Consider the following 20,824-nt stretch of genomic DNA (forward strand, 5'->3'; position numbering starts at 1 on the left):
CGAACATACCGCTTCAGGATGAAGCACGGTTCCCCCTCTCCCCGCGGGCGGGGAGAGGGGAAATCCTGCGTCTCACTATGAAACGTCCTCTCGTCAGGACCGCCTCACAGATCCACCGGCGCCCCATGCTGATGAAACGCCTTCATCCGGCGATAGACCGCGGTGTCGTAGTTCGACGGAACCTCGGCCTCGTCGGTGATCCAGCGAAAGAGGTCGCGGTCCGGCACCTCGATCAGGAGCTCGAAATCGTCGAGCTCTGCTTCGGTGAGCGTCCCGATCTCGGCGTCCGCAAAGCGGCCCATGATCAGGTCCATCTCCCGGGTGCCCCGATGCCAGGAGCGGTAGAGCGTGCGGCGGCGGCGCGGATCGAGGTCGGCGCTGGTGCGGGTGGTGCCGGTCATCGCTAAGACAAATCCTCGGGCTGGTCCGGTGCGGCTTTACCGTCCGGGGCGCGGGTGCGAAACCCTTCTCGCCGATATGGGGCGTGAGGCGTCCCGAGGCGACGAGGGAGCGTCCCACCGCCGCGACATCCAAACCCACCACTCTCCTGTATAGAGCCCCCGACTCCCCCCTCCACTCCCGTCCCGATGTCGCTGCGTCCCTCCCTGCTCGATCCCCTGTTCGCCCCCGCGACCGTGCTGCCGGGGGCCGGTCCCAAGGTCGCCGTGCTGATCGACAAGCTCGTCGGCACGCCGGAGCGCCCGGCCCGGGTGGTGGACCTGCTGTTTCACCTGCCGCAGCGCGGCATCGCCCGGCAGCTGCGCGGCTCGATCGCCGAGGCGCCGCCCGGCGAGCCGGTGACGCTCGGGGTCACGGTGGTGGCCCACCGCCCGCCGCAGGCGACGGGCGGCCGAAAACCGTTCCGGGTGCTGGTCGAGGACCAGACCGGCGACATCACCCTGGTGTTCTTCAACCTGCCGCGGGCCCGCATCGAGAAGATGCTGCCGCTTGGCAGCCACCGCTACGTCTCCGGCCGGATCGAGCTGTGGGACGGCTTCCGCCAGATGGTGCATCCCTCGCGCATCCTCGACGAGAAGGGGCTGGCCGACCTGCCGGCGGTGGAGCCGATCTACGGCGCCACCGAGGGGCTCACCTCGCGGGCGATCGGCAAGCTGGCGGTGGCCGCCCTCGACCGGCTGCCGACCCTGCCCGAATGGCAGGACCGCACCTTCCTCGACCGCCAGGGCTGGCCGGCCTTCGCCGATGCGCTCCGCACCGAGCACCGCCCGGCGGAGGCCGCCGAGACCGAGGAGGACCTGAAGACCCCGGCCCGCCGGCGCCTCGCCTACGACGAGCTGCTCGCCTCGCAGCTGGCGCTCGCGCTGGTGCGCAGCCGGATGCACCGCCCGCCCGGCCGCACCAATGTCGGCGACGGCGCCCTGTCGCGGCGGATCGAGGCGGCCCTGCCGTTCGGGCTCACCGGCGCGCAGACCCGGGCGCTCGCCGAGATCCGCGGCGACATGGGCTCGGACCGGCGGATGCTGCGCCTGCTCCAGGGCGATGTCGGCTCGGGCAAGACCGCGGTGGCCTTGCTCGCCATGGCCTCGGCGATCGAGGCGGGGCGCCAGGCGGCGATGATGGCGCCGACCGAGATCCTCGCCCGCCAGCATGCCGAGCGCCTGCGGCCGATGGTGGAGGAGGCGGGCCTGCGGCTCGCGCTGCTCACCGGCCGCGACCGGGTGGCGGAGCGGCGGGCGACGCTGGCCGGCCTCGCCGACGGGTCGATCCACGTCGTGGTCGGCACCCATGCCCTGTTCCAGGACGACGTGGCGTTCCACGATCTCGGCCTCGCGGTGGTGGACGAGCAGCACCGCTTCGGCGTGCACCAGCGCCTGGCGCTGGGGGGCAAAGGAGAGGCGGTCGACATCCTGGTGATGACGGCGACGCCGATCCCCCGCACCCTGGCGCTGACCTATTTCGGCGACATGGAGGTCTCGGTCCTCGACGAGAAGCCGGCCGGGCGCCAGCCGATCAAGACGGTGCTGGTCTCGACCGACCGGATCGAGGAGGTGACCCTCGGCCTGGAGCGGGCGCTCGCCAAGGGCGACCGGGTCTACTGGATCTGCCCGCTCGTCGCCGAATCCGAGTACGTCGACCTCGCCGCCGCCGAGGAGCGCTTTTCGGCCCTGCGCGAGCGCTTCGGCGACGCGGTCGGTCTCGTCCACGGCAAGATGCCGGGCAAGGACAAGGACGAGGCGATGGAGCGCTTCGCCGAAGGCACGACCAAGATCCTGGTCTCGACCACGGTGGTCGAAGTCGGCGTGGACGTGCCCCAGGCCACCGTGATGGTGATCGAGCATGCCGAGCGCTTCGGCCTGGCGCAGTTGCACCAGCTACGCGGGCGGGTCGGGCGCGGCACGGGCGCCTCGACCTGCCTCCTGCTGTTCAAGGGGCCGCTCGGCCAGGTCTCCCGCGCCCGGCTCGAGATGATGCGCGAGACCGAGGACGGCTTCCGCATCGCCGAGGAAGACCTGCGGCTGCGCGGCGAGGGCGAGGTGCTGGGGACCCGCCAATCGGGGCTCGCGGCCTTCCGCCTCGCCCGGCCGGAGGCCGACGGCGACCTGATCGTGGCGGCGCGGGACGACGCCCGGCTGATCGTCGAGCGCGATCCGGGGCTCAAGTCGGAGCGGGGGCAGGCGTTGCGGGCGCTGCTCTACCTGTTCGAGCGGGATGCGGCGGTGAAGCTGCTGCAGGCGGGGTAAAGCTCAAGCCGGATCGGATCGGCCGCGCGGCCAGCCGTCCAGCCGGGGCAGGAACCGTCCGCGCCCGGCGGCGTCGGGCGTCCGCAATGCGTGGTCTGCGCCCTCGATCAGGTCGAGGGTGAGATCCGCCCGCGGATTGCGCGCGAGGAGCAGGTCGCGCCCCCGCGTGGCGGCGGCCACCGGCATGCTGCCATCGGCGGTGCCGTGCGCCATCAGGATCGGCATCGTGAGCGAGGCGAGGGCCGGACCCGCGTCGCTGCGCAGCCAGGACGCCCAGTAGCGAAAGGCGTGGCCGCGCCAGAGCTGCGCCGCATCGTCGGGCGCGTCCAGGATGCGGGCGATGTCGACCTCGTAGCCGTCCCAACCTCGAGCCTCGGTGATCAGCGGCAGGCTATCCCGTCCAGGGATCGCGCCCGCACCGCCGACGACGAGGTGGGTCAGCCCCGGCACCTGCGCGGCGACCGATGGGGCGCTGGCACCGCCCTCCGACACACCGATCACAGCCCGGCGGGACGCGGCCGCGTCGCGGGCGACGACCCAGCGGGCGAAGACGGCCGCGTCCCCGGCGAGGCCCGGGACGACGACGCGCGCCGCCGTCGGAGATCGGCTGAAGGATCCCACGGTGTAGGAGGCGTAGGTGCGGAAGGCCGGCATGCAGCCGGATATGGCGGCGCTCAACGCAACGAGCGCGGCGACCCGCTCCAGGTATGGAAAGCCCCGACCCACCTGACCCCAAGGTCAGAACCTTACGAGGCGGGTCGTGCAACGGCAGCGCAGGCCCGTCAGAATTCCGGCTCGTTCAGCACCCGGGTGCCGATGCGGCTCTGCAGGTCGACCGGCGCACCGGATTGCTGTCCCACGGCGTCGACCTCGATCACCGGGATGCCGGCCCCGCGCATCTGCTCGCGCAGGCGCTCGGAGAGGAGCCGGAAGGCGCCGCCGGTGTCGCGGGGCGGGACGTGCAGCAGCACTGCCGCCGGGCGCGGCATCATCGCCAGCACGTCGTCCGCCGCCTCGAGGGAGGCCGTGACGCTGGCATAGCCCAGCTCGGCCAGCTCGGCGGAGAGGGCCCGGTCGACGGCGCGGTGGCCATCGTCGACGACGAGAACTTTTTGCAGCGCACCCATGCTCAAGCGTTAGCCGATCGCGCGCCTCTCGTGAAGGCACCGGGGCAGTAACGCCGTGAGCCGACAAAGGTTCACCGCCGCCGCAGGGCCGGAGCCGGCCGGGCAGCCGGGTCGGGAGCCGCGCGATCGTCGGCAAATAACTGGAAAATCAACAGTTTTTAAACATGCGGACGAGACGAAAAATTTGCCGGCGAGGTGTCAGATCTCCGTGATGGCGGTGGCGACGCCGGCGAAGAGCGATGCCCGGAAGCGCGACGGCATCCATCCCTGGGGATTTTCGTCCGCGGTGATGCCGCGGCGCAACATGCGGGCGTCGCAGGCCGGCCCGCGGAAGCTCAGGCGTCCGTCGGGATCGCGGCGCGGCTGGATCAGCCCGGTCCGCTCGGCGGTGGCCCGCTCCGGCGCGGCGAGGACGAGGCCGACATCCTGCGCGTCGCGCCGACCGCAGAGCAGGGCGGTCTCGTCGAAGGCCACGATGTCCACCACGCCGACGCGCCCGGGCAGACGGCCGCTGAGGCGGCAGGGCGCGCGGTGAACGTAGGCGAGGGTGCGCAGGCGGCCCGGCACGGTGGTGCGGGCGAAGCCCGCCTCCATCCAGGCCGGGGCGATCAGATGGGTCGGGACGGTCTGGTCGAGGGAGGCCGAGAGGGCGGCGACGTCGAAGACCGGGTGGCATTCCAGGGTGGCCCCAGCGAGCAGGGCGGCGGTGAGCCCGGTGGCGAGGCCCTTGAGGTCGCTCGGCGGCAGGAGGCTGAGGATCCGGTCGCCGGCCTCGACCCGCAGCGGCACCAGGCAGGCGGCGGCGGCCGCCGTCAGCGCCTCGGCCTCGCGCCGCATCGGCAGGGGGGCGCCCTCCGGCTCGGGCGGGGGACCGGCGGGCCGGGCCGGTCCACCCCCGGGCAGCGCGAAGGTCACGAGGCCGGCAGCCGGGCCGGTGCCGAGGGCGGCAGCATCGCCCCGGTGGTCGAGCACGACCTGGTCGAGGCTCAGCACCCCGTCGGGCACGTGCGGCCCGAAGGCGGCGATGAAGCGCAGGGGGAAGTAGCGCATCGCGACCCGGCACAGGGTCTCGGCCGGCCGCTCGGCGCCGAGCACGCCCTGGGTCAGGACCGCGAGGATCTGCGCCGCCTCGACCGCCTGGAGCAACCTGTCCTCGTCCCAGGTGACCGGCAGCAGGCAGGGGACGTGGCCGGCCTGCTCGATCGCCAGGAAGGCGAGATGCGCCTCGGCCATGCCGGCCATGCACAGGCCGACGGGGCTCTTCGGCGGCAGCCGCAGCTGTTGCAGGCCCTCGGCCAGGCGGGCGACGATCTCGCGGGCGGCGGCGAAGGTCCAGGCGATGGCGGGCCGGCCGCACCAGGCCGGCTTGCTCGCCTGGTCGATGAGGGCGATGCGGGCGGGATGGCGGTCGGCGACGGCGGCGAGCAGCGCGCCGAGCCCCATCGCGGCCCCGGCGGCGGCCGGCGGGATCCCGGCGCCGGGCTGCGCCGGGGGGGCCGGCGCCGGATCGCGCGGCACGGGCGACGCGTCGTCTCGTCTCATCGTCGCCTGAGCCGCCACCGCCGTTACCCCGTCGCCCTGACCCCACCGGGCATCCTGCCTCCGCATGGTTAAGGGCGTTTTAACTCCGCGGCCCCCTCGCGGTCGGCGTGGGGATCGGCTAAGGGGCCCTCGGTCGGCGGCGGCGAGGCCTTGCCCAAGGCCTTGCCTTCGCCTCAATCCGGGGGAAAGCAGGCGCCCCGGAGGCCGGGCGGAGCCCTTCGGCCGCGTTCCGCCAGCTGTCGGCGCCCCCCCGCGGGTTCCTGCGCCACCGGCCACCGACGTTTTTGCCGTTTGAGGGGTCCACTCCTGATGTTCTTCGCGAATCGTCCCGCGCGCCCGAACCAGGCCGCCATCGCCTTCGCCCTGGCCGGCCTCGGGCTCGGTCTCGCGGCCGCCCCGGCGCTCGCCCAGCCCAAGAAGCCCGCCGCCCCCGCACCGGCGCCGGCCCAGCAGGCGGCCCCCGCCGCGCAGGGCCAGCAGCAGCAGACCGGCCCGATGGTCGTCCAGGTGAAGGCCGAGCCGTCGCAGGCCGACTGGACCAAGGTCTGCGGCAAGGACCAGGGCAGCGGCAACGAGGTCTGCTACACCACCCGCGACTTCGTCTCCGACCAGGGCCAGGCGGTGCTGGCCGTGGCGGTCTACGACATGAAGGGCCCGCAGGGCACCAAGGTCGTGCGCTTCCTGATGCCCCTCGGCCTGCTGCTGCAGCCCGGCATCCGCTTCACGGTCGACAACGGCCAGCCGACCCCCGGCCGCTACGCCGTCTGCTTCCCGAACGGCTGCTTCGCCGAGGCCCCCGGCCTGAAGGACGACGTCGTCGCCGCGATGAAGAAGGGCACGACCCTGAACGTCAGCGTGCAGAACCAGATGCAGCGCGAGGTCACCTTCGCGGTGCCGCTGGCCGGCTTCGGCAAGGCCTTCGATGGCGCCCCGATCGACCCGAAGGTGCTCGAGGAGCAGCAGAAGAAGCTCCAGGCCGAGCTCGAGAAGCGCTCGGAGGAGATGCGCAAGCAGCTCGAGCAGAAGGGCGCCGCCGCGGCCCCGGCGGCTCCGGCCAAGTAAAACTCGGCCAAGTAAAGTTCGGCCAAGCAAGGTTCGGTCGGGATTGCCGGCACGGTCGCGCCCTCGGTTCGGGGACGCGACGGACCGGGATCCCGAAGCCCCGGCATCGCCCGTCGATGCCGGGGCGTCTTTCGCGACGCCCGAGAGCCGCGCCCGATCGCGCTGCCGTCGCGCGCCGCTCTCGGTCCTCGATGGCGCCGCGTTGCCTGCGGCGAACCGGCATCCGCTTCGTCGGAAAAACGCTTCAGAGCCGCACGCCGCGCGTGACCCAGTAGTCGCGGGGCACGCAGATGCCGAGCGGCGTCGGGAAGCGCGCGTGGAAGGCGATGAAGTCGCGGCGCAGGGCGGCGCGGCGCTCCTCGTCGAGCCTGTCCGCCAGGGTCTTGGTCGGCCCGTAGCCGGTGGAGAAGGTCTCCCAGGCCGCCTCGGCGCTCGGCTCGCGGTAGAACGAGACGCCCGGCTCGAAGGCGAGCTCGAAGTCCCGGCCCAGCAGCTCCGCGATCCGTTCGGGTCGGCCCCACTCGAAGGGCGAGGGCGGGGCCGGTGCGGGCGGGGGCGGCATGTAGGCCTTCATCACCTTGAACATCTCGAACACCGTGCCGTCGGGCGTCCATGTGGTCAGCGCGATGCGCCCGCCCCGGCGGCAGACCCGCGCCAGCTCCGCCGCCGCCGCATCCGGACGGCTGGCGAACATCACGCCGCAGGTCGAGATCACCGCGTCGAAGACGCCGTCCGCGAAGGGCAGGCTCTCGGCATCGCCGACCCGGTAGGCGATGGAGAGCCCTTCGGCCCGGGCCCGCCCGGCCGCGAAGGCGATCAGGTCGGCGCCGAGATCGACGCCCACGACCTCCGCCCCGCTGCGCGCGACCAGGCGCGAGGTCCAGCCGGTCCCGGTGGCGAGGTCGAGGATCCGCTCGCCCGGCCGCGGATCCAGCCGCAGCACGCAATGCGCGATGCTGTCGGCGATGCCGCGGCTGATCGCGTCGTAGCGGCCACCCCCGGAGTTCCAGATGCCGGCCGGCCCGACGTTGTGAGGCTGGATCCCGTCGCTCATGACCACCTCCCGTTCGCACAGGGAAGCATCACCCCGACGATCGACAGGTCGCCGCGATGACGGACTGACAATCGGATGCTTGCAGTCGGATGCTTGCCCGGATCCTGCGCGGTCGATGGCGGCTGCAAGACCGGTCGCATTCTATGACAAAGCGACAGGTCCTCGTTCACAAAGGTTGCAAAGCGGCCGGGCGCAGGGACATGCCGGACGCGACGAGGGCCGGATGTCGCCATCCGGCCCTCGTCGCAGGGTCGTTCGAGATCGGGCGCGCCGCCTCAATTCGTCGCGTCGCTCCGCATGCGGTATCCCCCGTCCGCGTCGCGCTCGAACATCTCGGCGATGCGGGCGTGGCGCAGCGCCTCGCCGGAGCGGTCGGGCACCAGGTTCTGCTCCGACACGTAGGCGACGTACTCGGTCTCCTGGTTCTCGGCGAGCAGGTGGTAGAACGGCTGGTCCTTGGACGGCCGCACCTCCTCGGGGATCGCCTGCCACCATTCCTCGGTGTTGGCGAAGACCGGGTCGACGTCGAAGATGATGCCGCGGAACGGGTAGATCCGGTGGCGCACCACGTCGCCGATGTTGAACTTGGCGAGGCGGATGACCGCGCCGGACGGCGCGGCATCGGGCTGCGGGGCGGGCATGGCGGAGAAGGTCTGTCCGAGGGGCATGGGCGTCAACATAGGATGACGAGGGCGGGTTTGCACCGGCGCGAGGCCTTCGCGCCACGCATGTCCCGCCCCCGGGGTCTCACGATACCGGGAGGACGCCTATCCCTCCAGGCCGTAGGCCCGGGCGAGGTCGGGATCCTTGGCCGCCACCAGCCGGGCGAGGTTCACGATCACGCTGGCCTGCTTCCAGGTGGCGTCGTCCTGCATCTTGCCGTCGAGCATCACCGCGCCGGTGCCGTCGGGCATCGCCTCGAGGATGCGCCTGGCGAAGGCGACCTCGCCCGGATCGGGCGCGAACACGCTCTTGGCGACGGCGACCTGGCTCGGATGCAGGGTCCAGGCCCCGGCGCAGCCCATCAGGAAGGCGTTGCGGAACTGCACCTCGCAGGCGGCGGCATCGGAAAAATCGCCGAACGGGCCGTAGAACGCCTTGATGCCGTTGGCCTGGCAGGCATCGACCATCCGGGCGATGGTGTAGTGCCAGAGGTCCTGCTGCACGCTCACCCGCTCCGAGGAGCCGGGCGTCGGATCGGCGATGACCTTGTAATCCGGGTGGCCGCCGCCGACCCGGGTGGTCTTCATGCCGCGGGACGCCGCGAGGTCGGCGGGGCCGAGGCTCATCCCGTGCATGCGCGGCGAGGCGCAGGCGATGGCATCGACGTTGGCCACGCCCTCGGCGGTCTCCAGGATGGCGTGGACCAGGATCGGCTTCTTCACGCCGGCCCGGGCCTCGAGCTGGGCCAGCAGCTGGTCGACGTAGTGGATGTCCCACGGCCCCTCGACCTTCGGCACCATCACGACGTCGAGCTTGTCCCCGACCTCGGCGACGATCTCGATCAGGTCGTCGAGCAGCCAGGGGCTGTTGAGGGCGTTGACGCGGGTCCACAGGCCGGTGCCGTGGGCGGAAAAGTCGGTGTCCCGCGCCATGGCGATGAAGCCCTTGCGGGCGTTCAGCTTCTGGTCGGCGGGAACCGCGTCCTCGAGGTTGCCGAGCACCACGTCGACCTGGGCCGCCAGTTCCGGCACCCGGGCCCGGACCTTGTCGTTGTGCGGCGGCACGAAGTGGATCATCCGCTCGAGCCGCACCGGCAGGTCGCGGAACGGGGCCGGCGCCCCGGTGGCCAGGGGCTGGAAGAAGCGGCGCGGCAGTTTCATGGGCGATTCTCCAACCTTCCGGCGCGGCCGGCCTTCCGCAATCGCGAAAGGGCCCGGCCGTGACGGAGGGGTAGAGCAGGGGCGGCGCGGCCGTAAAGGGGCGGCGTCTCGGCAGATGGTCGTGCTCCCGCGCCCGGTCGTCGATCCCTGCATCGATCGCCCGCGCAGGGCGGGGCTGCGGCATCGCTCCCGGAGCACAGGCCCCGGGGGGCGTCGCGGCCTCCCGCTTTCGAGGTATCCCCGGCCGCCGGCCCGGCCGGGAGGTACACGAAACCTGCCACGACTTGTCTTGACGCTTCCCTCCGAAGTCACCGCATGGTCGACTTGCGGCGCTTGATTTCAGCGTCATCATCCCGATGGCCGGGCCGGGACAGCAGATCCCGGACGGTGCGGAGGCCGGATTGACCGCCGGCCGCGGATCGCCGCGCCGTGACCTGGCGGGTAACCGGTTAACTCCTGTGGACCTGTGCCATTTCGCACCTGCGGGATGGAACGCGGCCGCGAACCCGACGTTCACCGGGCGAGGCGGGCGGCGGAGGACAATCACGATGTCCCGAGAGTGGAATCGGCGCGGGCTGGCCGGCGCCGCCATGATGGCGCTCGCCCTCGGCGCGACGGTGCCGGCCCAGGCCGGCACGGTGGCGGACCGGCAGCGCTCGACCGTGCGGGCGAGCTTCACGGCGGCGGATCTGGCCGTTGCGCGGCCGGAGGGCCTGCCCGCGACCGTCCGGCTGGCGGGCGACGACCCGGCGGCGTTCCGGGCCTTCCTCGACGGTGCCACGATGGCCTCGCGCGCGCCCTGGCTCGCCTTGTCCGGCGGCGGCGAGAACGGCGCCTTCGCGGCCGGCCTCCTGAAGGGCTGGACCCGGGCGGGCACCCGGCCGGATTTCGGGGTCGTCACCGGCGTCTCGACCGGCGCGCTGATCGCCCCCTTCGCCTTCGTCGGCGCCTCGCAGGACGCGGCGCTGGAGAAGGCCTATACCGAGACCTCGGCGGCGGACGTGTTCGAGTTCGGCGGCGGCCAGGAGAGCCTGACCGACACCTGGCCGCTCAAGCGCGGCATCGAGCGCAGCGTCACGCCGGCCTTGCTCGAGGCGGTGGCGGCGGAGCACCGCAAGGGCCGGCGCCTCCTCGTCGTCACCACCGAACTCGATTCCCTGCGCCCGACCCTGTGGGACATGGGCGCCATCGCGGCGGCCGGCGGCCCCGCCGGGCTCAAGCTGTTCCGCGAGGTGATGCTGGCCTCGGCGGCGATTCCCGGCATCTTCCCGCCGGTGATGATCGACGCCGTCGGCCCGGGGGGCAGGCACTTCCAGGAGATGCATGCCGATGGCGGCGCCACCGGGCCGTTCTTCGTCGCCCCCGGCCGGAGCCTGCTGGAGCAGGTGGAGGGCGCGAGCCCGGAGGCCGACCGGCTGCCGGCACCGGCGGTCTACGTCGTGGTGAACACCTCGCAGGCGCCGGACTTCCAGGTCGCCCAGCGCTCGATGCTGAGCATCCTCGGCCGCTCGCTCTCGGCGATGATCAAGGCCCAGACCGCCGGCGCCCTCGCGGTGACCAGGGCCTTCGCGGCCCGCACCGGCCTCCCCCTCCACGTCGCCACCATCGACCAGCGCTTCGGCCAGACCTCGCAGGCGCCGTTCGAGCAGGGCTACATGCGGGCCCTCTTCGCCCATGGCGAGAAGCTGGGGCGCGACGGCACCGCCTTCGACTGGTCGCCCGACACCATGGTCACCAGCTCGACGCGGCGGAGCGCCAGCAACGCGCCGTAGCATCGCCGGACCTCCGCCCTCCCACCCGCGGCCTCGTCCCGAGATGCCGGTGGTGCGAGCCTCGGGACGAGGCCCGCGGGTGGGACAGGGAGACCGCCCCCGGTCACCCCCGCATCAGGGTCGGCGTCCCCAGCCGCGGCGTCACGCCCTCGCGCATCACGAGCCGCCGCAGCGGCGCGATGGTCGTGAGGGCGAGCAGGCCGACGCCGCGGGCGAGGTCGCTCGGCAGGAAGGCGGTGAGCAGGCTGCGGTTGAGGGTATCGACCGCGGTGGTGCGCAGGCGGGCGTCGAGGCCCCGGTCGCGGGCGAAGTGCGACAGCACCGCGTCGCCGCCGGGATCGCGCCCGCCCACGACCGCATCGCGCAACGCCGCGGCGTCGCGAAGACCCAGGTTCAGCCCCTGCGCGCCGATCGGCGGGAAGACGTGGGCGGCCTCGCCGACCAGCGCCAGGCGCGGCCCGACCGGGCGCGGCACCGAGAGGCCGCGCATCGGCACGAGGCCCCGCGGCCCGTCGATCCGCATCTGGCCCAGCATCGACTGCGCCTGCCGCTCGATCGCCCGGGCAAGCGCCGTGTCGTCGAGGGCGCTCAAGGCCTCCGCCCGCGCCTCGGCCGAGACCCAGACCAGGCTGGAACGGCGCCCGCCCGGCAGCGGCACCAGGGTGAAGGGCCCCTCGCGGGTATGGAACTCGGTCGAGACCTCGCGGTGGTCGCGGGTATGGGCCAGGATCGTGGTCAGCGCCTTCTGCGGGTAGGTCCAGCGCCGCGCCGTCAGCCCCGCCGCCTCGCGCAAGGGCGAGGAGCCGCCATCGGCCGCGACGACGAGCCGGGCCGCGACGCTCCCACCACCTTCCAGCGCCAGCACCGCCCGGTCCGCCTCGAGGGTGCGGCCGGCGGCATCGTGCTCGACCAGCGTCAGGTCCGGGACCTCGCGGGCACGGGCGCGCAGGGCCTCGACCAGGCGCGCGCTCTCGATGTTCCAGCCGAAGGCGTCGAGGCCGATCTCGCGGGCGACGAAGCGGGCCGGCGGCGGGCGAAAGAGGCTGCCGGTGTCGTCGATCAGGTGCATCTCGGCGAGCGGCGCGGCCAGCGGCTCCAGGGCCTCCCAGGCGCCGAGCGCCCGCAAGAGTCGCACCGAGCCGTCGAGGAGTGCCACCGTGCGGCCGTCGGCCATGGGGGCGTGGCGGCCGACGAGGGCGGTGCGCACCCCGTCGCGGGCGAGGGCCAGGGCCGCCGCGAGGCCGACCGCGCCGGCGCCGACCACCGCCACGTCGTAGAGGGGGCTCCCAGGATTCGGCTCGGCTGTCTGGCTCACGGCACGGGTCCTCGAACAAGCATGCGGGAGATCTGGGTCATACGGGGCCGGTCCGCCATCCCGGGCCATTGCCGCAGCCGCCCCGGCACCTATGATCCCGGCCGCAAACCAAGACCAGGGTGGGAGCGGACGATGCCCAAGGCGATCCGGATTCACGAATACGGCGGCCCCGAGGTGATGCGCTACGAGGAGGTCGCGGTCGGCGATCCCGGGCCGGGCCAGATCCGGGTGCGCCAGAGCGCGGTCGGCGTCAACTTCATCGACATCTACTTCCGCTCCGGCCTGTACAAGGCGCCCCAGCTTCCCTTCACCCCCGGCAACGAGGGCGCCGGCACGGTGGTGGCCGTGGGCGAGGGCGTGACCGGCTTCAAGCCCGGCGAGCGGGTCGCCTACGGCTCGGCCGCCGGCACCTATGCCGAGGAGGTGGTGATCGACGCCAAGTCCGTCGTGCGCGTGCCCGACGGCATCGACGACGACACCGCCGCCGCGATGATGCTCAAGGGCCTCACCACCCAGTACCTGCTGCGCCGGACCTACAAGGTCCAGCCCGGCGACACGATCCTGTTCCACGCCGCCGCCGGCGGCGTCGGGCTGATCGCGACGCAATGGGCCAAGCACCTCGGCGCCACGGTGATCGGCACCGTCGGCTCGCAGGACAAGGTCGCGCTCGCCCGCGAGCATGGCTGCGACCACGTCATCCTGTACCGGGACGAGGATTTCGCCGCCCGGGTCAAGGAGATCACCGGCGGCAAGGGCTGCCAGGTCGTCTACGACGGCGTCGGCCAGGCGACCTTCCCGGCCTCGCTCGACTGCCTCAGGCCGTTCGGCTACTTCGTGAATTTCGGCAGCGCCTCGGGCCCGGTCGCGGCCTTCGACATCAGTATCCTCGGCCAGAAGGGCTCGCTCTACGCCACCCGGCCGACCCTGTTCACCCACACCGCCGACCGGGCGACCCTGGAGGAGATGGCCACCGACCTGTTCGAGGTGGTGCAAAGCGGCGCGGTGAAGATCCCGGTCCATACGCGGGCGAAGCTCGCCGACGCGCCGAAGGTCCATGCCGACCTCGCCGGGCGCCAGACGACCGGTGCGACGGTGATGCATCCCTGATAGCGTGACGCAGAGGCATCCGGGGCGATTCGCCCCGGATGGGCGGAGACCCGACGCGATGACCTCCTACGCCCTGCAGGCGACCGAGACCGACTGCCTCCTCGTCGTCGACGTCCAGGCCGACTTCCTGCCCGGCGGCGCACTCGCGGTGCCGGACGGCGACGCGGTGATCGCACCGATCAACGCGCTGGGGAGGAAATTCAAGCACGTCGTCCTGACCCAGGACTGGCATCCGGCCGGCCATGCCTCCTTCGCCACCAGCCATCAGGACAAGACGCCGTTCGAGACCACGACGCTTCCTTACGGCCCGCAGGTCCTGTGGCCGGAGCACTGCATCCAGGGCACGCCCGGGGCGGAAGTGTCGCCGAAGCTGGAGCTGCCGCACGCCGAGCTGATCATCCGCAAGGGCCACCGGCCCGGGATCGACAGCTACTCGGCCTTCCGCGAGGCCGACCGCACCACCCCGACGGGGCTCGCCGGCTACCTGCGCGAGCGCGGCTTCACCCGGGTCTTCCTGTGCGGACTCGCCACCGATTACTGCGTCGGCTGGAGCGCCATCGACGCGCGGGAGGCGGGGTTCGAGGCGGTGGTGGTCGAGGATGCCTGCCGGGCGATCGACCTCGACGGCTCGCTCGAGCGAGCCTGGGGCGACATGGCGGCGGCGGGGGTGGAGCGGGCGGAGAGCGGGGCGATCGGGGGACGAGACCCCCTCTGATGTCTCGACCCCACTGAAGCCCTCCGAGTCATCCCGGGTTCCGCTTCGCAGCCCCGGGATGCCGCCGAACATTTGGAAGCGATTGTTCCGATCGACTACGGTTACACCGCCACCCCGTGCAGGTCGTACGCATCCGCCGACTCGATCTTCACCGTCACGATATCCCCGACCCGGACCGGGCGGCGGAAGGCGACGTGGACGTTGCCGTCGATCTCGGGGGCATCATACTTCGAGCGGCCCTTGGCGACCGTCGGGCCGGCGGCGTCGATGATGACCGGCAGGCGCTTGCCGACCTTGGCCTTCTGCAAGCGGAGCGAGACCGCCTGCTGCGTCTCCATGAAGCGGCGCTGGCGCTCGGCCTTGACCGCGTCCGGCACGGCCTCGGCCACCGCGTTGGCGGGGGCGCCGCGGACCGGCTCGTACTGGAAGCAGCCGACGCGCTCGAGCTTGGCTTCCTTGAGCCAGGTCAGCAGCTCCTCGAACTCCTCCTCGGTCTCCCCGGGGAAGCCGACGATGAAGGTCGAGCGGATGGCGAGGTCCGGGCAGGTGGTGCGCCAGGAGCGGATGCGCTCCAGCATCTTCTCCTGGTTGCCCGGGCGGCGCATGCGCTTGAGCACGGTGGGGCTCGCGTGCTGGAGCGGCATGTCGAGGTAGGGCAGCACCTTGCCCTCGGCCATCAGCGGGATGACCTCGTCGACATGCGGGTAGGGGTAGACGTAGTGCAGGCGCACCCAGGCGCCGAGCTCGCCGAGTTCCTTGGCGAGGTCGTAGAACCGGGCCCGCACCTCGCGGTCGCGCCACTGGCTCGTGGCGTAGCGGGTGTCGATGCCGTAGGCGCTGGTATCCTGCGAGACGACGAGCAGTTCCTTGACGCCGGCCTTCACCAGCTTCTCGGCCTCGCGCAGCACGTCCGCCGCCGGGCGGCTGACGAGGTCGCCGCGCAGCTGCGGGATGATGCAGAAGGTGCAGCGGTTGTTGCAGCCCTCGGAGATCTTCAGATAGGCATAGTGCCGCGGCGTCAGCTTGACGCCCTGCGGCGGGACCAGGTCGAGGAACGGGTCGTGCGCCGGGGGCACCGCCTCGTGGACCGCCGCCACCACCGATTCGTAGGCCTGCGGCCCGGTGACCGCGAGCAGGTTCGGGTACTTCTCGCGGATCTCGTCCGGCTGCGCGCCCATGCAGCCGGTGACGATCACCCGGCCGTTCTCCGCCATCGCGTCGCCGATCGCCTGCAGCGACTCGGCCTTCGCCGAATCGAGGAAGCCGCAGGTGTTGACGATCACCACGTCGGCGCCGTCGTGCTTGCGGGCCAGCTCGTAGCCCTCGGCCCGCAGGTGGGTGAGGATGCGCTCGGAATCGACCAGGGCCTTGGGACAGCCGAGCGACACGAAGGAGATTTTCGGAGCAGGTGCGTTCATGGCGAAGGCAGGTTTCACGGCGGAGGCAGGATGGGACACCGGCCCACGGCCGAGCCGGCGCGAGCGGGATCAAGGATTTAGGGAAGGGTGCTGGGGCAGGCCCATAGCATGGGGCAGGGCGGGCGTCACGGGGCGGCGATCCCGCCCGCACGGCGTCGCCGTCCCGGCTGGCATCCCGGCCGGTCCTTTGGCCGGCATCTTGGCCGGTCCTTTGGCCGGCATCTTGGCCCGACGGCCGGCTTCCGCTGCGGCCCCGGCCTCCGCTATCACGGCGCGATGTGGAGCCGCCTCGTCCCCCCCCTCGATCCCGCTGCCGCCGCGTCCCGCCTGCGCGGGCGATGGCCCGGCCTCGCGCTCCTCGACAGCGCGATGCGGCACGACACCCTCGGGCGCCACTCCTACCTCGCCGCCGACCCGTTCGGGACCTTCCGGGTGCGCGGGGCCCAGGCGTCCTGGAACGGCGCCCCGGTGCCGGGCGCCCCTCTCGACGCGCTGCGCGCGGTGCTGGCGCCGTACCGCACCGCGCCCGATCCCGACCTGCCGCCGTTCCAGGGCGGGGCGATCGGGTACGTGGCGTACGATTTCGGGGCGAGCCTGGAGCGGGTGGCGCCGCCTGTCCGGCGGGCCGGCCTCACCGACGACATCGCTGTCAACCTCTACGCCACGGTCGTCGCCTTCGACCACCGGGCCGGCACCTGCCACCTGATCGCCACCGGCTTCCCCGAGACCGGCCCGGCCGCCCGCGCGGCGAAGGCGGCCGCCGACCTCGACGCCCTGGAGGCCGCCCTGGCCGGGCCCGAGCCGGCGAGCGAGGCCGCACCGGTTCCGCCCCTCGACTGGCGCTCGAACTTCACGCCCGAGACCTATGCCCGGGCGGTCGAGCGGGTGCGGGACTACATCCGGGCCGGCGACATCTACCAGGCCAACATCTCGCAGCGCTTCGAGGCGGCGCTGCCGCCGGGCTTCGACGCCTTCGCGTTCTACCGGCGCCTGCGGGCGCGCAACCCGGCCCCGTTCGCGGCCTATCTCGACATCGACGGGCTCACGATCGCCTCGTCCTCGCCCGAGCGCTTCCTGCGGCTCGACGGCCGCCGGGTCGAGACCCGGCCGATCAAGGGGACGGCGCCGCGCTCCGCCGACCCGGCCGAGGACCGGGCCCGGGCCGAGGCGCTGGTCGCCAACGCCAAGGAGCGCGCCGAGAACGTGATGATCGTCGATCTCCTGCGCAACGACCTGTCGCGAATCTGCGCCCCCCACAGCGTCGCGGTGCCCACGTTGTGCGGGCTCGAGACCTATGCCGGCGTCCACCACCTCGTCTCGGCGGTCACCGGCACCCTGCGGGAGGGGGCGGACGGGATCGATCTGCTCGCCGCGACCTTCCCGGGCGGCTCGATCACCGGCGCGCCGAAGCTGCGCGCCATGGACATCATCACCGAGATCGAGGGCGATGCCCGCGAGGCCTATTGCGGGGCGATCGGCTGGATCGGGTTCGACGGCAGCTTAGACACCAGCATCGCCATCCGCACCGTGCTGATCGACGAGAGCCGCGCCGTGCTCCAGGCCGGGGGCGGGGTCACGCTGCTCTCCGACCCGCAGGCCGAGTACCGCGAGACCCTGACCAAGGCCGAGCGGGTCTTTGCCGCCTTCGCGACCGGGGAGGACGCATGATCCTCGTCATCGACAATTACGATTCCTTCGTCTTCAACGTGGTGCGCTATTTCGAGGAACTGGGCGCTCCGGTCCGGGTCGTGCGCAACGACGCCCTCGACGTCGCCGGCATCCGGGGATCGAGCCCGCAGGCCGTGGTGATCTCGCCCGGCCCGTGCAGCCCGGCGGAGGCCGGGGTGTCGCTGCCGGCCATCCGCGAGCTGTCGGGAACGGTGCCGCTGCTCGGGGTCTGCCTCGGGCACCAATGCATCGGCGCGGCCTTCGGCGGCCGGGTCGCGCGGGCCCGGCAGCCGCTCCACGGCCACGCGACGCCGATCGACCATGGCGGGCAGGGCCTGTTTCGCGGCCTGCCGGCGCCGCTCACGGTCGGGCGCTACCACTCGCTGATCGTGACGCCGGAGCCGGGCATGGAGCAGCACTTGAGCGTCGACGCGGTCTCGCCGGAGGGCGAAGTCATGGCCTTGTCCCATCGTCGGCACCCGACCTACGGCGTGCAGTTCCACCCGGAATCGGTGCTGACCGAGCACGGCCACGCCCTGTTCGGCAATTTCCTGGACCTCGCCCGGCGCTGGCACGAGGAGGGAGGGGCGCATCGTGCTGTGGCGTGACGGACGGGTGCAGGAGGGCACGGTCGCCCCCTTCGACCTCGCCGATCGCGGCCTGCTGCTGGGCGACGGGGTGTTCGACACCGCGATGGCGCTCGGCGGCCGGGTGGTGGCGGAGGAGGCGCACCTGGCGCGCTTGAGCCGCGCCGCCGCCGCCCTCGGTTTCGCGCTCGACGAAGCGGAGGCCCGCACGGCGATGCGGGCCGTGGCGGCCGCCTATGAGCGGGCGGCGATCCGCACCACCGTGACCCGTGGGCCCGGCCCGCGGGGCCTGCGCCCGCCGGCCGCGCCCCGCCCGGTCCTGTGGGCCGGCGCCGCGCCGTTGCGGCCCGGCACGGCCTTTTCGGAGATGTCCCTCGGCTGGAGCGCGATCCGCCGCAACGAGACCTCGCCGACGTCGCGCCACAAGACGCTCGGCTACCTCGACGCCGTGCTCGCCGCCGAGGCCGCCGCCCGAGAGGGTCACGACGAGGCCCTGTTCCTCAACATGCAGGGACGGGTGGCCTGCGCCGGCATCGGCAGCCTGTTCGCGGTGTCCGGGCGCGAGGTGGTCACGCCGCCCCTGGAGGAGGGGGTGCTCGCCGGGATCGTACGCGGGCAGGTGCTCGCCCTGGCCCCCGGCCTCGGCCTCGCGCCGGCCGAGCGGCCGGTGACGCCGGAGGATCTGGCCGGGGCCGAGGTGGTGTTCGTCACCAACTCCCTGCGGCTGATCGCGCCGGTGCGGCGGATCGGGGCGCGGGACTATCCCAGCGCAGGGCATCCGGCCTTGCGGGCCCTGCGTGAGGCCCTGTCGCGGGAAATCGCGGAGGCGTGCGGGATGACCGCGGAGGGCTGACGGCGCCCGTCTTCGAAAGGTCCAGCCAAGATCGCAGCCCCCGATCCGGCGCTCACTTCGTCTCCGGCGCCATCCGATGGCGCAACTCCGCCACCCGGGCCACCTCGCGCGCATAGGCCAGGCCGAGGTCGGTCCACAGGGCGCGCAGGGCCGTTTCCTCGGCCTCCGTGGGCAATCCCTGCCGCCGGCACTCATCCAGCCGGCCGAGCCGGCGCGCGACGCTGCGGCAGACCTCCGCGGCCGTCGGAGCCGTCCCCGCTGACGTGGTCTCCGGTTTCACTGGCCCTCCGCCCATCCGTACCGGGCGCCTCCGGCGCCTCGTCCGTCTGAATTCAGACATAGGATCGCCCGGGCGACAAGGACCCCGGGGGTTAGGCGGCTGTGCGTCGAATTCGCCAAGGCCTTGCGTCACCGAGCGGAAACCCGCCAGAAGGGGCGATCGGCCGGGCCCGGAGCCCGCACGGAGTGGAGAGCAGAGCATGAAGCGCGCGTCCCTGGCGGTGGTTCTCGGTGCCGCGACCGCCCTGGCGGCAAGCCTGCCGGCCGGCGCCAAGACGCTGGTCTACTGCTCCGAGGGCAGCCCGGAGAACTTCTATCCGGCGGTGAACACCACCGGTACCTCGTTCGACGCCAGCTCCCAGATCTACTCGAACATCGTCAATTTCGAGCGCGGCACCACCAACGTGGTGCCGGACCTCGCCGAGACGTGGGACATCACACCGGACGGCAAGACCTACACCTTCCACTTGCGCAAGGGCGTGAAGTGGCACTCCAACAAGGTCTTCAAGCCGACCCGCGACTTCAATGCCGACGACGTGATCTTCTCGTTCGAGCGGCAATGGAAGGAGAACAACCCGTTCTTCCGGGTGACCAGCTCCAACCACACCTATTTCAACGACATGGGGCTGCCGAAGCTCCTCGCGTCGCTCGACAAGATCGACGACTACACAATCCGCTTCACCCTGACCCAGCCCGAAGCGCCCTTCCTCGCCGATCTGGCCATGCCCTTCGCGGCAATCCAGTCGAAGGAATACGCCGACGCGATGATGAAGGCCGGCACGCCGGACAAGCTCGACCAGGAGCCGATCGGCACCGGCCCGTTCTACCTGCTGCAATATCAAAAGGACGCGATCGTCCGCTACCGCGCCTTCCCGCAATACTATGCCGGCAAGGCCGCCCTCGACGACCTGGTCTTCGCGATCACGCCGGATGCCTCGGTGCGCTGGGCCAAGCTCCAGAAGGGCGAGTGCCACGTCATGCCGTATCCGAACCCGGCCGACATCGACGCGATGCGCAAGGACCCGAACGTCCAGGTGCTGGAGCAGCCCGGCCTCAACATCGGGTATCTGGCCTACAACACCAAGAGGAAGCCGTTCGACGACGTGCGCGTGCGCAAGGCGCTGAACATGGCGATCAACAAGAAGGCGATCATCGACGCGGTCTACCTCTCGACCGGAGTCGCCGCCAAGAACCCGATCCCGCCGACGATGTGGTCCTACAACGACGCGATCAAGGACGACCCCTACGATCCGGAAGGAGCCAAGAAGCTCCTGGCCGAGGCCGGCTTCGCCAACGGCCTGACCACCGACCTGTGGGCGATGCCGGTGCAGCGCCCCTACAACCCCAATGCCCGCCGCATCGCCGAGCTGATGCAGGCCGACCTCGCCAAGGTCGGGGTGAAGGCCGAGATCAAGTCCTACGAGTGGGGCGAGTACCGCAAGCGCGTCCAGGACGGCGAGCACCAGACCGCGATGCTGGGCTGGACCGGCGACAACGGCGATCCCGACAACTTCCTCCACACCCTGCTCGGCTGCGCCGCGGCGGAGAAGGGCGGCGGCAACACCGCCAAGTGGTGCGACAAGACCTACGACGACCTCGTCACCAAGGCCAAGACCATCACCGACAAGGCCGAGCGCACCAAGCTCTACGAGCAGGCGCAGGTGGTGTTCAAGGAGCAGGCGCCCTGGTTCACCATCGCGCACGCGGTGCAGCTGAAGCCGGTCCGCAAGGAGGTGGTGGACTTCAAGCTGTCGCCGTTCGGCCGTCACACCTTCTACGGCGTGAGCCTCAAGTAAGGGC

Annotated in this window: 19 protein-coding genes; 9 read left to right on the forward strand and 10 right to left on the reverse strand. The window is 72.0% G+C overall.

Features of this window, described 5'->3' with window-relative positions; genetic code table 11:
- Positions 1-104: 104 nt before the first annotated feature.
- Positions 105-401 carry a succinate dehydrogenase assembly factor 2 gene (locus G4G93_RS11035; RefSeq protein ID WP_165084086.1) on the reverse strand — a complete coding sequence of 99 codons (297 nt, stop codon included), beginning with the start codon at positions 399-401 and terminating at the stop codon, positions 105-107.
- A 186-nt stretch (positions 402-587) separates the two neighbouring features.
- Here G4G93_RS11035 and recG point away from each other — a divergent pair, with 186 nt between their 5' ends.
- Complete coding sequence (gene recG / locus G4G93_RS11040) at positions 588-2,702, forward strand: ATP-dependent DNA helicase RecG (protein WP_165084088.1); 2,115 nt, start codon at positions 588-590, stop codon at positions 2,700-2,702.
- Positions 2,703-2,705: 3 nt separating this feature from the next.
- Here the strand turns inward: recG and G4G93_RS11045 are convergent, their stop codons facing one another.
- The 3 genes from G4G93_RS11045 to G4G93_RS11055 all read right to left on the reverse strand — a co-directional run bounded on the left by G4G93_RS11045 (position 2,706) and on the right by G4G93_RS11055 (position 5,347).
- Complete coding sequence (locus tag G4G93_RS11045) at positions 2,706-3,380, reverse strand: S9 family peptidase (RefSeq protein WP_165084090.1); 675 nt, start codon at positions 3,378-3,380, stop codon at positions 2,706-2,708.
- A gap of 104 nt (positions 3,381-3,484) precedes the next feature.
- A complete protein-coding gene (locus tag G4G93_RS11050; RefSeq protein ID WP_165084289.1) occupies positions 3,485-3,829 on the reverse strand; it encodes a hypothetical protein in 345 nt (114 codons plus the stop codon).
- Positions 3,830-4,027: 198 nt separating this feature from the next.
- Positions 4,028-5,347 carry an AMP-binding protein gene (locus G4G93_RS11055; RefSeq protein ID WP_312891885.1) on the reverse strand — a complete coding sequence of 440 codons (1,320 nt, stop codon included), beginning with the start codon at positions 5,345-5,347 and terminating at the stop codon, positions 4,028-4,030.
- 333 nt (positions 5,348-5,680) lie between these two features.
- Between G4G93_RS11055 and G4G93_RS11060 the strand changes: the two genes are divergently transcribed.
- A complete protein-coding gene (locus G4G93_RS11060) occupies positions 5,681-6,433 on the forward strand; it encodes an invasion associated locus B family protein (protein WP_165084094.1) in 753 nt (250 codons plus the stop codon).
- Positions 6,434-6,677: 244 nt separating this feature from the next.
- Here the strand turns inward: G4G93_RS11060 and G4G93_RS11065 are convergent, their stop codons facing one another.
- The 3 genes from G4G93_RS11065 to G4G93_RS11075 all read right to left on the reverse strand — a co-directional run bounded on the left by G4G93_RS11065 (position 6,678) and on the right by G4G93_RS11075 (position 9,310).
- A complete protein-coding gene (locus G4G93_RS11065) occupies positions 6,678-7,487 on the reverse strand; it encodes a class I SAM-dependent methyltransferase (RefSeq protein WP_165084096.1) in 810 nt (269 codons plus the stop codon).
- A 275-nt stretch (positions 7,488-7,762) separates the two neighbouring features.
- Entirely contained in the window at positions 7,763-8,128 is a 366-nt protein-coding gene (gene hspQ / locus G4G93_RS11070; RefSeq protein WP_165084291.1) for a heat shock protein HspQ, read from the reverse strand.
- 126 nt (positions 8,129-8,254) lie between these two features.
- Complete coding sequence (locus G4G93_RS11075; protein ID WP_165084098.1) at positions 8,255-9,310, reverse strand: CoA ester lyase; 1,056 nt, start codon at positions 9,308-9,310, stop codon at positions 8,255-8,257.
- Between the two features lie 548 nt (positions 9,311-9,858).
- Here G4G93_RS11075 and G4G93_RS11080 point away from each other — a divergent pair.
- Entirely contained in the window at positions 9,859-11,082 is a 1,224-nt protein-coding gene (locus G4G93_RS11080; protein WP_165084100.1) for a patatin-like phospholipase family protein, read from the forward strand.
- A 103-nt stretch (positions 11,083-11,185) separates the two neighbouring features.
- Here G4G93_RS11080 and G4G93_RS11085 read toward each other — a convergent pair whose 3' ends face one another.
- Positions 11,186-12,397: a UbiH/UbiF family hydroxylase gene (locus G4G93_RS11085; protein WP_312891887.1), complete on the reverse strand. Its 1,212-nt coding sequence runs from the start codon at positions 12,395-12,397 to the stop codon at positions 11,186-11,188.
- Between the two features lie 132 nt (positions 12,398-12,529).
- Between G4G93_RS11085 and G4G93_RS11090 the strand changes: the two genes are divergently transcribed.
- Positions 12,530-13,504, forward strand: coding sequence for a quinone oxidoreductase (locus G4G93_RS11090; protein WP_165084104.1), 975 nt, complete (start codon positions 12,530-12,532; stop codon positions 13,502-13,504).
- Between the two features lie 58 nt (positions 13,505-13,562).
- Positions 13,563-14,219: a bifunctional nicotinamidase/pyrazinamidase gene (pncA, locus tag G4G93_RS11095; RefSeq protein ID WP_165084106.1), complete on the forward strand. Its 657-nt coding sequence runs from the start codon at positions 13,563-13,565 to the stop codon at positions 14,217-14,219.
- A 101-nt stretch (positions 14,220-14,320) separates the two neighbouring features.
- Here pncA and rimO read toward each other — a convergent pair whose 3' ends face one another.
- A complete protein-coding gene (gene rimO / locus G4G93_RS11100; protein WP_165084108.1) occupies positions 14,321-15,637 on the reverse strand; it encodes a 30S ribosomal protein S12 methylthiotransferase RimO in 1,317 nt (438 codons plus the stop codon).
- 276 nt (positions 15,638-15,913) lie between these two features.
- Between rimO and pabB the strand changes: the two genes are divergently transcribed.
- The 3 genes from pabB to G4G93_RS11115 are packed head-to-tail and all read left to right on the forward strand — an operon-like array spanning position 15,914 to position 18,745.
- Positions 15,914-17,305: an aminodeoxychorismate synthase component I gene (pabB, locus tag G4G93_RS11105; RefSeq protein WP_165084110.1), complete on the forward strand. Its 1,392-nt coding sequence runs from the start codon at positions 15,914-15,916 to the stop codon at positions 17,303-17,305.
- Positions 17,302-17,913 (forward strand): aminodeoxychorismate/anthranilate synthase component II, encoded by a 612-nt coding sequence (locus G4G93_RS11110; RefSeq protein WP_165084112.1) that lies wholly within the window; start codon positions 17,302-17,304, stop codon positions 17,911-17,913. The genes pabB and G4G93_RS11110 overlap by 4 nt, the downstream gene beginning before the upstream one ends.
- Entirely contained in the window at positions 17,900-18,745 is an 846-nt protein-coding gene (locus G4G93_RS11115) for an aminotransferase class IV (RefSeq protein ID WP_165084114.1), read from the forward strand. Before G4G93_RS11110 ends, G4G93_RS11115 begins: the two co-directional genes overlap by 14 nt.
- Positions 18,746-18,797: 52 nt before the next feature.
- On the opposite strand, the gene G4G93_RS36410 is transcribed toward G4G93_RS11115, so the two are convergent.
- Positions 18,798-18,920 (reverse strand): hypothetical protein, encoded by a 123-nt coding sequence (locus G4G93_RS36410; RefSeq protein WP_281409694.1) that lies wholly within the window; start codon positions 18,918-18,920, stop codon positions 18,798-18,800.
- A 304-nt stretch (positions 18,921-19,224) separates the two neighbouring features.
- Here G4G93_RS36410 and G4G93_RS11120 point away from each other — a divergent pair, with 304 nt between their 5' ends.
- Positions 19,225-20,820: an ABC transporter substrate-binding protein gene (locus tag G4G93_RS11120; protein WP_165084116.1), complete on the forward strand. Its 1,596-nt coding sequence runs from the start codon at positions 19,225-19,227 to the stop codon at positions 20,818-20,820.
- The last annotated feature ends 4 nt before the right edge of the window (positions 20,821-20,824 follow it).

Origin of the sequence: Methylobacterium sp. DB0501 (genome assembly GCF_011043735.1) — a bacterium.
GTDB classification, from domain to species: domain Bacteria; phylum Pseudomonadota; class Alphaproteobacteria; order Rhizobiales; family Beijerinckiaceae; genus Methylobacterium; species Methylobacterium alsaeris.